The 12,161-nt window shown below is 69.6% G+C and carries 12 protein-coding genes and 1 other RNA gene; 6 read left to right on the top strand and 7 right to left on the bottom strand.

Going from position 1 to position 12,161, the window contains the following annotated elements; translation table 11 throughout:
• The first annotated feature begins 11 nt into the window (after positions 1–11).
• The 3 genes from AVJ23_RS23190 (at position 12) to AVJ23_RS17960 (ending at position 1,706) form a co-directional block, all read left to right on the top strand.
• Entirely contained in the window at positions 12–821 is an 810-nt protein-coding gene (locus tag AVJ23_RS23190; RefSeq protein ID WP_276203221.1) for an OmpA family protein, read from the top strand.
• A gap of 180 nt (positions 822–1,001) precedes the next feature.
• Positions 1,002–1,472 carry a MarR family winged helix-turn-helix transcriptional regulator gene (locus AVJ23_RS17965; protein ID WP_058863606.1) on the top strand — a complete coding sequence of 157 codons (471 nt, stop codon included), beginning with the start codon at positions 1,002–1,004 and terminating at the stop codon, positions 1,470–1,472.
• A 30-nt stretch (positions 1,473–1,502) separates the two neighbouring features.
• Entirely contained in the window at positions 1,503–1,706 is a 204-nt protein-coding gene (locus AVJ23_RS17960; RefSeq protein ID WP_058863605.1) for a hypothetical protein, read from the top strand.
• A gap of 141 nt (positions 1,707–1,847) precedes the next feature.
• On the opposite strand, the gene AVJ23_RS17955 is transcribed toward AVJ23_RS17960, so the two are convergent.
• The 4 genes from AVJ23_RS17955 to nudC all read right to left on the bottom strand — a co-directional run bounded on the left by AVJ23_RS17955 (position 1,848) and on the right by nudC (position 5,656).
• A complete protein-coding gene (locus tag AVJ23_RS17955; protein ID WP_058863604.1) occupies positions 1,848–3,254 on the bottom strand; it encodes an FAD-binding oxidoreductase in 1,407 nt (468 codons plus the stop codon).
• Positions 3,251–4,045 carry a DUF4198 domain-containing protein gene (locus tag AVJ23_RS17950; protein ID WP_058863603.1) on the bottom strand — a complete coding sequence of 265 codons (795 nt, stop codon included), beginning with the start codon at positions 4,043–4,045 and terminating at the stop codon, positions 3,251–3,253. The genes AVJ23_RS17955 and AVJ23_RS17950 overlap by 4 nt, the downstream gene beginning before the upstream one ends.
• Positions 4,046–4,125: 80 nt before the next feature.
• Positions 4,126–4,593: an SRPBCC family protein gene (locus AVJ23_RS17945; RefSeq protein ID WP_058863602.1), complete on the bottom strand. Its 468-nt coding sequence runs from the start codon at positions 4,591–4,593 to the stop codon at positions 4,126–4,128.
• 94 nt (positions 4,594–4,687) lie between these two features.
• On the bottom strand, positions 4,688–5,656 hold the full coding sequence (nudC, locus tag AVJ23_RS17940; protein WP_058863601.1) for an NAD(+) diphosphatase: 969 nt from the start codon (positions 5,654–5,656) through the stop codon (positions 4,688–4,690).
• Between the two features lie 138 nt (positions 5,657–5,794).
• Between nudC and AVJ23_RS17935 the strand changes: the two genes are divergently transcribed.
• Together AVJ23_RS17935 and AVJ23_RS17930 are read left to right on the top strand one after the other, a co-directional pair.
• On the top strand, positions 5,795–7,774 hold the full coding sequence (locus tag AVJ23_RS17935) for a bifunctional 2',3'-cyclic-nucleotide 2'-phosphodiesterase/3'-nucleotidase (protein ID WP_058863600.1): 1,980 nt from the start codon (positions 5,795–5,797) through the stop codon (positions 7,772–7,774).
• A gap of 85 nt (positions 7,775–7,859) precedes the next feature.
• On the top strand, positions 7,860–8,201 hold the full coding sequence (locus AVJ23_RS17930) for a hypothetical protein (RefSeq protein WP_058863599.1): 342 nt from the start codon (positions 7,860–7,862) through the stop codon (positions 8,199–8,201).
• A gap of 206 nt (positions 8,202–8,407) precedes the next feature.
• Here the strand turns inward: AVJ23_RS17930 and AVJ23_RS17925 are convergent, their stop codons facing one another.
• Positions 8,408–9,511, bottom strand: coding sequence for a THUMP domain-containing class I SAM-dependent RNA methyltransferase (locus AVJ23_RS17925; RefSeq protein WP_058863598.1), 1,104 nt, complete (start codon positions 9,509–9,511; stop codon positions 8,408–8,410).
• Positions 9,512–9,623: 112 nt separating this feature from the next.
• Here AVJ23_RS17925 and ffs point away from each other — a divergent pair.
• Positions 9,624–9,723, top strand: an RNA gene (gene ffs / locus AVJ23_RS22340) — signal recognition particle sRNA small type.
• Positions 9,724–9,747: 24 nt separating this feature from the next.
• Here ffs and AVJ23_RS17920 read toward each other — a convergent pair.
• Both AVJ23_RS17920 and AVJ23_RS17915 read right to left on the bottom strand, forming a co-directional pair.
• The gene (locus AVJ23_RS17920) at positions 9,748–10,296 is read right to left on the bottom strand and encodes a phosphatase domain-containing protein (RefSeq protein WP_058863597.1); all 549 of its coding nucleotides are present in this window, start codon (positions 10,294–10,296) and stop codon (positions 9,748–9,750) included.
• Positions 10,297–10,541: 245 nt separating this feature from the next.
• Positions 10,542–12,071: an ankyrin repeat domain-containing protein gene (locus AVJ23_RS17915; RefSeq protein WP_058863596.1), complete on the bottom strand. Its 1,530-nt coding sequence runs from the start codon at positions 12,069–12,071 to the stop codon at positions 10,542–10,544.
• Positions 12,072–12,161 lie beyond the last annotated feature (90 nt).

Genomic DNA, 12,161 nt, shown 5'->3' with positions numbered 1-12,161 from the left:
AGATGAGAGCGATGCGACCCCTGATGCTCGGCTTCGCTCTCTGCCTCGGCCTGCCCATGGCAGGCCAGGCACAGACCGGAGAGATGTTCATCCCCGGGGAGGACGACACTCCCTTCCCGCTCGTGCAGCAGCAGCCGCAGCCGCGCAACCCGATCGCGCGCTGCCTGCTGAACGCCACCGCCGCCAATTGCAACGACCTGTCGAACAGCGGCGGCGGCGACATCCAGTTCGAAAGCGCCGTGATCGACATGGCGCCGGAATACGAGACGCTGGTCTTCGACCCGAACGCGGGCACGGTGCAGGTGACCAAGGCGCCGCCGGCCGTGGCGCCGGACTACACCGCCCCGCCGCCCGAGAAGACGGCCACCGCACGTGTCCCGACGCAGGACCACACGGCCCAGCAGCCGGGCTACCAGCCGCCGCCCAAGCGGGTGGCACTGCCCTCGATCTCGCTGACGATCGAGTTCGACTATGACAGCGACCGGGTGCGCGGCGACCAGTTGCAGAACATCAACACGCTGGTGGCGGCGCTGAGCGACCCGGCCCTTGCTGGCACCTCCTACGCGGTGATCGGGCACACCGATTCCGTGGGCTCGGACGCCTATAACTGCAACCTGTCGCAACGCCGGGCGCAGACCGTGGCCAGCTTTCTGCAGGGCAGCCATGTCAACGTGCAGCTCTACCCGGTGGGCTTCGGCGAGCAGGTGCTGAAGAACACGGTCAACCCGCGTGCGGCCGAGAACCGGCGCGTGACCTTCATGCGCCTGCCCGACCATCCCGGGCCCATCCTGCAGACGGCCCAGCAACTCTGCCTCTACTGAACCGGCCGCCTTCATAGGCTGACACAAAGGACCGCGCCCCGCAGGCGCGGTCCTTTTGCCACATGGGTCCTGCGCGCCACGGGGCGGCGCGGCGCATCCCCCCGTTGACACGACAACTGGCAGGCGTAGAGATACATGTGCCCCCAATGGGGGCCTTTGCCCATAGATGAATGGCACAACATGATTAACGATTCGACGCTGGAGGCGCTGCGCACGGCCCCGCTGTCCCATTTCCTCACCTACAAGATGGCCCGCGTGCAGGCCAAGCTGAACGCCCAGACCTCGCGCATCCTGCGCGAGAATGTCGGCATCACGCTGACCCAGTGGCGCCTGATCGCGCTGATCGGCAGCGCCGAGCGCACCACCGCCGCGCATCTGTCGCGGCTCGCGGCGATGGACAAGGGGCTGATCAGCCGCAACGTCAAGACGCTGGTGGGCGCCCGGCTGGTCGCCTCGCACCGCGATACCGATGACAGCCGCGCCCACCACCTGCGCCTGACCGCGCAGGGGCGCGAGGTCTATGACCGGATGATGCCGCGGATGAGCACGCGGCAGGAAAAGTTGCGCGACCGCCTGACCGCGGAAGAGCTGGAGGTCTTCCTGGCCGCACTGGACAAGCTCGAGGCGGCGGCGGACGATCCCACGATCTGAGCAAGGCGGCGACGGGCAGAAGGGGCCGGCATGAATTCCGCGTTCAACGTGCAACTGGCGATCTTCAAGCCGCTCTGGCGCCGCGTGGCGGTGGTGGCGCTGTGCATCGGCTGGGCGCTGCTGGAAGTGCTGCACGGCAACCTGTTCTGGGCGATGATCTTCGGGGCGATCGGGCTTTATTGCTGTCACCAGTTCTTCATCGCCTTCGACCCGCCGGAGGATGACGAGGACTGAGACCCGGTCGGTCCGGGCGCCTCGCGGCGGGTCGGGCGCAAGCCGCTTCGAAGCGGCTTGGAAAAAGCGGCTTTGAAGCCGCTTTGAAAACGCGATTGCAATCGCGTTCCCGAAGGCCCTTCGAAGGGCCTTCCCCCGCGCTCACGGCACCAGCTTGCCCGGGTTGAGGATGTCGCGCGGGTCGAGGGCGGATTTCACCGCGCGCATCATCTCGAGCGCCACGGGATCCTTGCGCCGGGCCATGCTGCCGAGCTTGGACAGGCCGATCCCGTGCTCGGCCGAGAAGGAGCCGCGCATCTCGCTCACCACGTCCTCGACCGCCTCGGTCAGCGCCTCCTTGCGGGCGATCCCCGCCTCGGAGGGCCAGACCCCGAAATGGATATTGCCATCGCCCAGATGCGACACTGCCGTGCTCTCGGCCCCGGGATCCACCGCGCGGATCGCCGCCTCGGCCCGTTCGAGAAACGCGCCCACCCGGTCGACAGGCACGGCCACGTCGTTCAGGAGCACCGGCTTGCGCGACAGGGTCACCTCGGCCGCGGATTCACGCAGCGCCCAGAAGGCGCGCCGCTGTGCATCCGTCTGCGCCACGACCGCGTCCTGCACGGCACCCTCTTCCAGCAGGTCGGCCAGCACCTCTTCGAGATAGCTCACGATCGGCACCGCCCCCGTCTCATCCGGCGTGGCATCGCGCGGCGCGGTGGCGCCCAGCTCGACCAGCAGGTTGACGGCGTGATCCTGCCCCAGCGGCAGCTGGACCTCGGGATGCAGCGTGGCGTAGCGGCGCATATAGGCGCCCGGCATGTACTCGAAGGCCTCGACCGCGCCGCCGGTCATGTCCTGCAACCGGTTCAGCAGCGCCAGCGCCTCCGTCAGGGTCGCGGTCGCCACCATCGCCGTGGCATGGGCCCGGGGCCGTGGCACCAGTTTCAGTACCGCGGCCGTGATCACGCCCAGCGTACCCTCGGAGCCGATCAGCAGATGCCGCAGGTCGTAGCCGGCATTGTTCTTGTGCAACTCGGACATCAGGTCCACCACGCGGCCGTCGGCCAGCACCGCCTCGACCCCCAGCACGAGGTCGCGCGTATTGCCGTGGCGCAGGACGTTCGAGCCGCCGGCATTTGTGGCCAGCATGCCGCCGATCCGGGCCGAGCCCTTGGCGCCGAAGGTCATCGGGAAGGCAAGACCCTGCTCGGCCGCCGCCGCGTGCAGCTGCTCCAGCACCACGCCTGCCTCGACCACGGCCAGCCGCGCCGGGGCGCGGATCTCACGGATCGCCGTCATCCGGTCGAGCGAGAGCATCACCGCCCCCTCGGCCGAGGCGCCTCCAGTCAGTCCGGTCATCCCCGAGACCGGCACCACCGGGCAGCGCGCCGCGTGGGCCAGCCGCAGCACGGCCGAGACCTCGCCCGTGTCTGCCGGGCGCGCGACGCAAAGCGGCGTCCAGCTGTACTGCCCGGTCCAGTCGCGCGACCAGGCCGCGCAATCCTCGCCGGTCAGGACATGTCCCGCGCCAATCGCGCCGCGCAGGTCGTCGAGCAGGCTCACCCTGGCACCTCGAAGGTCAGCGAGGCCCAGAGGCTTTCCCAGGCCGGGTCGTCAGGCGAGGTGACGGGCAATTCGCGCATGACCACGTGATCGACCAGGTACATGTGGCCCGGCGTCACCGCGATCTCGGCATGGCCCTCGGCATCGGTGCGGTAGAGCGACACGGTGACCGACCCGTCAGGTGCACGCTCGAACACCTCGACCTGCGCATCGGGGCGCGGCGCGCCCTCATGGTAGACGGTGACCGGGAAGCGGCCATCCAGCGCATCGGTGTAGGGGTTGGCGCGGGCCACGATCTCGGCCACCAGCCCGACCTGCCGGTCGGCGCCGGCCCCCTCGCCCACGGCGATCAGGCTCTTGGCATGGCGGGAATAGCGCTCGCGCACCACCTCCTTGCCCAACCCGCGGTCCAGGTGCCGTTCGACGGCCCAGTCGAAATCCTTGTGGGCGCAGAAATCGACGAATTTCTGCCACTCGGTGTAGGTCAGGTCATGGTCGCGCGAGACATGGACCACCACCGACAGGCCGGGCGTCTCGAGCGCCATGTCCAGCGCGGGCCGGTCGCCCGCGCGCCCTTCGACGGGCCGCGTCTCTGCGCCCGTCACGATGTCGAAGCGGCGGAAATTGCGCGGCACGTAGCGATAGGCCACGCCCTCCAGCTTTTCGCCGACGCGGATATCGGCCACGGCGGCGTCGCCGGGATCGATGCGGAAATCGTGCGGGTCGATCCAGAACTCGTGGGCGGCGGCCGGCGCGGCCAGCAGGGCGAGAACGGCGATCAGGCAACGCATGGACGGGCTCCTTGACGGGACATACCGTCGACAGTGTAGCCCTGCCGCCGGGACCCGCAACCACCCGTGGCCGCCATGGCTCAGGCGGTGCGCTTCAGCCGCTCTTCCAGCTCGCCGGCAAGCTTGCCCATGCGTGCGCGGAACCGCTTGTCGATGCCGCCCTTGGCCAGCTTGAGCGACTGCACCAGCAGGCGCGCCGACAGGGTCTTGGGCGCCAGCTCGGTCGTCATGCTGATCCGCGTGCGGGTCCGGCTGAGCGCCACAGTGTCCACCACCAGGTGCACCTCGAGCCCGCCGGAGACGCTGTCGAAGATCACGCGCTCGGGCGGCGAGTATTCGGTCAGGGTGATGTCGGCGCTGCGCTGCTTGCCGCGAAAGCCGAACGCGACATGCCACTTCATGCCTTCCTCGATGCCCTGCGTGGCGGTGGTGCGCTGCACGTCAACGCCGCGCCGCAAGGCCTGTCGCTCGATATTCTCGAAATTCGTCAGTTCCGCAAAGACGCGATCCAGCGGCGCCTCGATGTCTTCCCGTGCCGTCAATTGCATTGGCTCTGCCTGCTCTTGTGTTGGATGTGGCCGCGACCTGGCCTGCCTGCCCTGTATACCGGCCTTGTGGCAAAACTGTAGCCGAAGCCTGTGCTCAATCCAATCGATCGGCCAGCCAGTTGCGCAGCAGGAACTGCGCGATGGCGCCCTTGCGGGCCGGCATCAGGCCCGAGGTCTCGCCGGCATAGGCCGCCGCCACCTCTTCGCGGGTCACCCAGATCGCGTCCTCCAGCTCGGCCGGGTCGATCGTGATCCGCTCCTCCAGCGCCTCGCCATGGCAGCCGATCATCAGCGAGGACGGGAAGGCCCAGGGCTGGCTGGCCAGGTAGCGCACCGGGCCCACGCGAATGCCGGCCTCCTCGAAGACCTCGCGCCGCACCGCCGCCTCGATCGTCTCACCCGGTTCGACGAAACCGGCGAGGCAGGAATACATCCCCTCGGGCCAGCCGGGCGAACGGCCCATCAGCGTGCGGTTGCCCCGCGTGATCAGCATGATGACCACCGGGTCGGTGCGCGGGAAATGATGCGCGCCGCAGGACGGGCAAATTCGCTGCCAGCCGGCCATGAAGATCTCGGAGGCCGCGCCGCAGCGCGCGCAGAACCCGTGCGAGCCGTGCCAGCCGAGGATCGCCTTGGCGGTCGCGGCCAGCTCGGCATCGCGCGCGTCCAGCCGGGTCATGATGCGGCGCAGCTCGGCAAAGCGCTGCCCCTCGGCCAGCGCCGGGTGGGTCTGCTCGGTCGGGTCGACGAACCGGCCCAGCTCGGCCGCGTCGAGATCCGGCGGCTCGTAGCCCGAGACGTCATGGGCAAAGACCGCGTAGCCGTCCTCGCGCCCCAGCAGGATCGGCGCGGCGCGGGTCTCGGCCAGCACGGGATGCTCCAGCGGCAGCCGCACCAGCGACAGTGCCTCGTCGCCCGCCACCAGCGGCTTGCCGCGCCACAGCAGCACGACCCGCGTGCCGGGATCCTCCATCGCAGCGCTCAGCGCCGGAATGTCGCCCCGGATCTCGGCCGCCCGGTCCAGCCCCGAGCCACCGAATGTCACCTGCTCTGCGTGCCGCATGTCCACCCCCGTTTCGCGGCGGAGCATGCCCGCAGGACCGGCGCAATGCAAACCGCTATCGCGGCCCGGTTTTTTGTCACATGCGCGTCGAGGTTTGCGTGCTAGGCTGGGGTATCTCAGAACAGAACAGGTCCTCCGATGTCCCTTTCCAGAAAACCGATCCTGTCCCGCCGCCAGTTCCTGGCCAGCAGCACCGCCGGCGCCGCGCTGATCGCCCTGCATCCCTATTCGGCCCGGGCGCAAGCGAACCAGGCGCATCTGCGCATCCTCGAGACCACGGACATCCATGTGCATGTCTACCCCTATGACTACTATGCCGACCGGCCGGTGGACACGGTGGGGCTCAGCCGCGTGTCGACCATCATCGACGGCATCCGCGCCGAGGCGACGAACACGCTGACCGTGGACAATGGCGACTTCCTGCAGGGCAACCCGATGGGCGACTACATCGCCTACGAGCGCGGCATGAAAGAGGGTGACATGCACCCGATCGTGACCGCGATGAACACGGTGGGCTTCGATGTCGCCACGATCGGCAACCACGAGTTCAACTACGGCATCGACTTCCTGATGAAATCCATGGCGGGCGCCGATTTCCCGGTGGTGCTGGCCAATATCGCCAAGTCCGAGGGCGCCACCCCGCGCGAGGACGAGACACTGTTCCAGCCCTACACGATCCTCGACCGCGAGCTGACCGACGGCGCCGGCAACACCCACCCGATCCGCATCGGCGTGATCGGCTTCACCCCGCCGCAGGTGATGAACTGGGACCGCAAGCATCTGGAGGGCAACGTGACCGCGCGCGACATCGTCGCCACGGCGCAGGCCTACGTGCCGCAGATGCGCGAGGAAGGCGCCGAGATCATCATCGCCCTGTCGCATTCCGGCATCGGCTCGGCCGATCCCGTGGACGGGATGGAGAACGCCTCGGTGCCGCTGGCGGCGGTCGAGGGGATCGACGCGCTGACCACCGGGCACAGCCATCTCGTCTTCCCCTCGCCCACCTATGCCGATTACGCCGCCGTCGATGCCGAGGCCGGCACGATCCATGGCAAGCCGGCCGTCATGGGCGGGTTCTGGGGCTCGCATCTGGGCGTGATCGACCTGCTGCTGGAGCGCGACGGCAACAGCTGGCGCGTCGTCTCGACCACCACCGAGGCCCGCCCGATCTACGAGCGCGGCGAGGACCGCTCGATCACCGCGCTGGTCGAGGATGATGCCGAGGTGCTGGAGGCCGTGGCGCAGGACCACGAGGAGACGCTGGCCTATGTGCGCCGCGCCGTGGGCGAGACCGCCGCGCCGCTGCATTCCTACTTCGCGCTGGTGGCCGACGACCCCTCGGTCCAGATCGTCTCGAACGCGCAGAAATGGTATATCGACCAGATGCTGCAGGGCACCGAACATGCCGGCCTGCCGATCCTCTCCGCGGCGGCCCCGTTCAAGGCCGGCGGCCGCGGCGGCCCGGATTACTACACCGACGTGGCGCCCGGCGCGGTGGCGATCAAGAACGTGGCCGATCTTTACCTCTACCCCAACACGGTGCGCGCGGTGCGGGTGACCGGCGCGCAGGTCAAGGACTGGCTGGAGCGCTCGGCCGGCATGTTCAACCAGGTCACGCCCGGCGCCGAGGATGCGCCGCTGCTCAACCCGTCCTTCCCGTCCTACAATTTCGACGTGATCGACGGGGTGACCTACCAGATCGACCTCAGCCAGCCGTCGAAATTCGGCCCCAAGGGCGAGCTCGAGAACCCCGAGGCAAACCGCATCGTGAACCTGCAATTCGAGGGCGCGCCGGTGCAGCCGGAGCAGGAATTCATCATCGCCACGAACAACTATCGCGCCTCGGGCGGCGGCAGCTTCCCCGGCGCCATGGGCGACACGATCGTCTTCGAGGCGCCGGACACCAATCGCGACGTGATCGTGCGCTACATCGTCGAACAGGGCACGATCAACCCGTCCGCCGATGCCAACTGGTCCTTCGCGCCGCTGCCGGACACCACGGTGCTGTTCGAGACCGGCCCCAAGGCGCGCGACTTCGCCGATGACGTGAAGGGCGTCGAGATCGAGGATGCCGGCGACGGCGCCGACGGCTTCGCGGCCTTCCGCATCAAGCTCTGACAGAAGCGGCTCCGCGGAATGTGGCAACGGGCGGCTCGACAGCCGCCCGTTTTCGTCTCTATAGGGCGGCAAAGGAGATGGGTTCATGTGGAAATTCCTTGCCGGGATGATCGTCATGGCCGGGCTGGGCGCGCTGGTGACCAAGCCCTCGGTCGAGGCCGCCGAGGCCGAGCTGCAGCGGCAGGTCACGCAGGCCGTGGCCAATGAACGCCTGCAGGAGGCGCAGGCGCTGGACGCCGCGCTGCTGCTGGCCTGCCGGCTGGACCCGCAGACCTGCTACTCGGTGCTGCGCAGCGGCATCACGCTGAGCTACGAGGACCGCCTCCTCTACGCGCGCGTCGATCTGGACGGGTTCGGCCTGACGGCGACCTGCTACGGGCTCTACACCCGCTTCCTCTGCCCCGGCGGGCTGCAAGCGGACGAGTGATGTCTTGTCAGGACGCACCCCGCCATCTGCCGGGGGCGCCCGCCTCGGGGTTCAGGTGTGACCCGCCCGCGCCCCGCGCCTCCCGACTCCCTCCCGGCATGCCTTGCAGATATTCACCAGATGTTCAGCGACTCGCCGCAGGGTGAAGGGCGGTAGGGAGGGGGAAATCCGGCACCGGGCAGATGCACCGGGCGATCGCGGCTGCGCTACAGGATCTCCGACCGGTAGAGCTTGACCTTCAGCCCGCCGAAGGCAACCGGCGGCCCGGCGCTCAGCGGCAGCCCCGTGGCCTTGGCCAGCCCGCCATCCGAGGTGACGAGGCCCAGCCGCCAGCCGCCGAACCGCTCGCGCAGAACCTGGCCCAGCGTGCCATAAAGCGAGAAGAGCAGCTTGCGGTCCCCGATCCGCGCACCGTAGGGCGGGTTGACCATGACCAGCCCGGGCGGCCCCTCGGGCCGTTGCAAGGCACTGATCGGCGCGCGGTCGAAGCGGCAGACATCGTCGACACCGGCCCGCGCCGCATTGGCGCGCGAGGCGCGGATCGCCCCGTCATCGCGGTCGGCGCCGTGGAAGACCAGCGCCGTCTCGCGCGGGCGCAGCGCCGCCTTCATCTCCTCCCAGCGGGCCGCGTCGAAACCGGCCAGTTCCTCGAAGGCAAAGGCACGCAGCCGACCCGGCGCGCGGCGCGTTGCGATCTCGGCCGCCTCGAGCACGAAGGTCCCCGAGCCGCACATCGGGTCCAGCACCGGCTCGGTCCCGTCATAGCCGCATTGGCGCAGGAACAGCGCGGCCAGCGTCTCGCGCAGGGGCGCCTTGCCCACCGCCTCCTTGATGCCGCGCCGGTGCAGCGGGGCGCCCGATGTGTCGAGCGACAGCGTCACGAGGTCATCTTCGATCCGCACCGCCACGCGCAGCGCCGCCGCGGCCGAGAGCGGCGCGCCCAGCGTCTCGGTGATCGCGCGCTCGATGCGCTGTTTCGCGGCGCGGTCGTGGTAGATCTTGGAGTTGCGGCAGACCACATCGACCCGCAGGGGCACGTCCGGGCGCAGGATCCCGGCCCAGGGAAACTTGCGCGCCCGCTTGTCCAGTTGCGCCAGGTGGAAGGCGCGGAAGGATCCGATCCGGGCCAGCACGCGCCCGGCCCCGCGTATCACGAGGTTGGCGCGCCAGACCGTCTCCCAGGTGCCGCGAATCTCCACCCCGCCCGGCACGGCGCGCGCGCCCTCGAACCCCGCATCCCGCGCCTCGTCGCGCAGCGCGTCCTCCAGCCCCGGCACGCCGGCCAGGAAAATCTCGAAGCTGTCATCCATGACGCCGGGTCTAGGCGGAAATGCCGCGCGCTGCGAGCGGTTTTGCATCGCGACCGGCCGCTGCGCGCCCCGCCCCCCATTGCATCCGCGCGCCGAACCCCCTATCTAGACGGGTGAGAGGTTGTGCGGGCAGGCGCCTCGCCAACCCGGTCAGGTCCGGAAGGAAGCAGCCGCAACGAGCCCCGCCTGGGTCGCTACAATCTCTCACCATTCCCCAAATCGCTGGTGACGGGTGCCTATCGCGAATGGCGCACGAAGACCGCGGGCTGGCGTTCGGCCGCCATGGCCCAGCGCATCTGGGCATCGGTCTCGATGGCGCAGGCGCGCACGCCGCGCAGGCGCTCCAGCGCCTCGTCCGGCGCCTCGCCCGCTTCGATCATCAGCCGCAGGCTGACCATGCCCGAGCGCCCGCAGCCGCCACGGCAATGGATCAGCACGCGGCCGCCACCCAGAAGCGCCCGCCGCGCGCGGGTGCTGACCTCGGGCCAGGCCTCCTGGAAGGCAGCGTCCGGCGCGCCGGCATCGCGGATCGGCAGATGGGCCCAGCGCGTGCCCTTGTCCTGGATCCGCTGGCCGAGATCCCCGGCCCCGGCCTCGAGCAGCTCGACCTCGGTTACCAGCGAGATCACCAGCGCGGGGGTCCAGCTGGCCAGATGCTCCATGTCGCCGCGGTAATCGCCGCCGCGCCCCGGCAGCGCGGACAGGCCGAGGATGCCGCCGCCCACCGGCAGCGCGTTAAAGACCACGTTCTGCGCCGTGTCGTCCTGTGACGGTGTCGCCCTCATGCCGGCCTCCCCTTCGCTTCCGCGGGGGTGGCCGTCATGGACGCACGGCACCCCCCTGCCCCGGTCATATAGGGCAGATGGCGGCCAAGGCCGATGGCGCGGCACAGCCTGTCGGGCCCGCAGATGGGGTCGCGATCCTCCTCCATGTCCGGAAATGTGACACAGCGCGGGCCGGACGCCCAGCAGAATCCCCCGCAAAGGCAAGAGCGTGGCACCCGGTCCGGATCGCATGACGCCAAGGCGCGTCAGACCACCTGCCCGGGATGGCGCTCGGCCCAGTCCTCGAGGAAGAACCGGATCTCGTCGCGCCCCACATAGCCGATCTCGCGCCGGGGCAGCGCGACGCCATGCTCCAGCGCCATGCGCAGACAGCCCAGGTGGTCGCGCCGGTCCCGGTCGGGCGCATTCTCGGCCCCGTGCAGGATCGTGGTGAACAAGGTGCCGCCATAGCCGTTCACATGGCCCAGATCCGGGCGCATCCGCAGGAAGAAGCCCATAATTTCTGGCAGCCCCTCCCACCCGGCGACCTGCACCGGGGTCAGGCCCATCTCGTCGGGCTGGTCGGTCGGCAGGCCGAGATCCACCAGCCGCCGCAGGTGGTCGAGCTTGCCGGGCAGGTGCAGGATCTCGCGCAGGATGTGCCGATAGGCCTCGGGCAGTTTCGCGGGGTCGATATAGCGGCCCGGGCTGTCCAGCCCCTCGGCGGCGCGCGCCAGCAGGGTCTCTTCGGGGCCGAGCGGCACGGCCGCGCCCCGCGCCTCGATCGCCTCGACCACCGGGCGCGCGCCATGCACGCGGGCAAAGCCATAGGCGCTGGCCCCCTGGTAGACGCACCCAGGATCGGCGCCGGCCTCAAGCAGCATCGCGACCATGCGCGCATCCGACCCGCGCCGCGCCGCCTGGTGCAGCGCCGGCACGACCCAGGGCGGCTCGCCGGCCAGCTCGGCATCGTTGAAATCGTCGGGCCGCGCGCCATGCTCCAGCAGCAGTGCCACTGCCGCGTGGTCGTGGAAATCCATGGCCCGCAGCAGCGCATTCGTGCCGCGCGGATCGGCACCCGCGGTCAGCAGCATCCGCAGCCCGCGCAGATGGCCCAGCTCGGTCGCGTGGTAGAGCGACTCGCCATCATTCGGATCCGCGCCGCGATCCAGCAGCCATTGCGCCAGCACCATGTTGTCGGCATGGCCGATCGCGCCGTAGAGCGCCGAGAGCGGGTGGTCATTGTCCGGCGCCACCGGCATGCTGTCATTCACGTCCGCGCCGTGCGCCAGCAGCGCCTCGGCCACGGCCAGCATGTCGGGCTCGAGTTCAGGGCGGGCATGGATCCAGCGCGAAAAGGCAAGGTGCAGGATCGGACGGCGCGGCCCGGCGGGCGTCGTGGCCAGCGCGGGATCGCGCACCAGTGCGGCCTCGACCTCCGCCTGCTGGTAGAGCGCACAGGCCAGCCCGAAATGCCCCTCGGCCAGGTCGGGCCATTCGGACAGCAGCGCCTCGACCACCGGGATGCGGCCATGGGCCAGCGCGATCTTCAACCGTTGCAGGGCGGTGGCGCGGGACAGGCCCATGGTCTCGGCCGCCAGCTTCAGCTGTGGCCAGCTGGCAAAGCCGTTCTCCTGCGCGATCACGTGCAGGAAATCGGCATGTTTCAGCGCCTGCCCGTCCGGGCGGGGCGGGTGTTGCAGGACGCGCTGGCGCGCCTGCAGCTCGCCGGCCGCATGGGCCCGGTGCAGGCGCTTGGCGTCACGGCGCAGGGTATCGAGGGACAGGTCCGGCATGATCGGGTTCCTCCGTCATCGCCCGCGATCCGCTGTATCGGGCCAGAGAAAACCGAAGAATGGCGTCGGTCGTCAGGCCGGTGCGCGTGC

Source organism: Pseudoponticoccus marisrubri (assembly GCF_001482405.1).
Lineage (GTDB): Bacteria > Pseudomonadota > Alphaproteobacteria > Rhodobacterales > Rhodobacteraceae > Pseudoponticoccus > Pseudoponticoccus marisrubri.
Note: the sequence above shows the minus strand (reverse complement) of the source record. Positions and strands in the feature narration are given on the sequence as shown.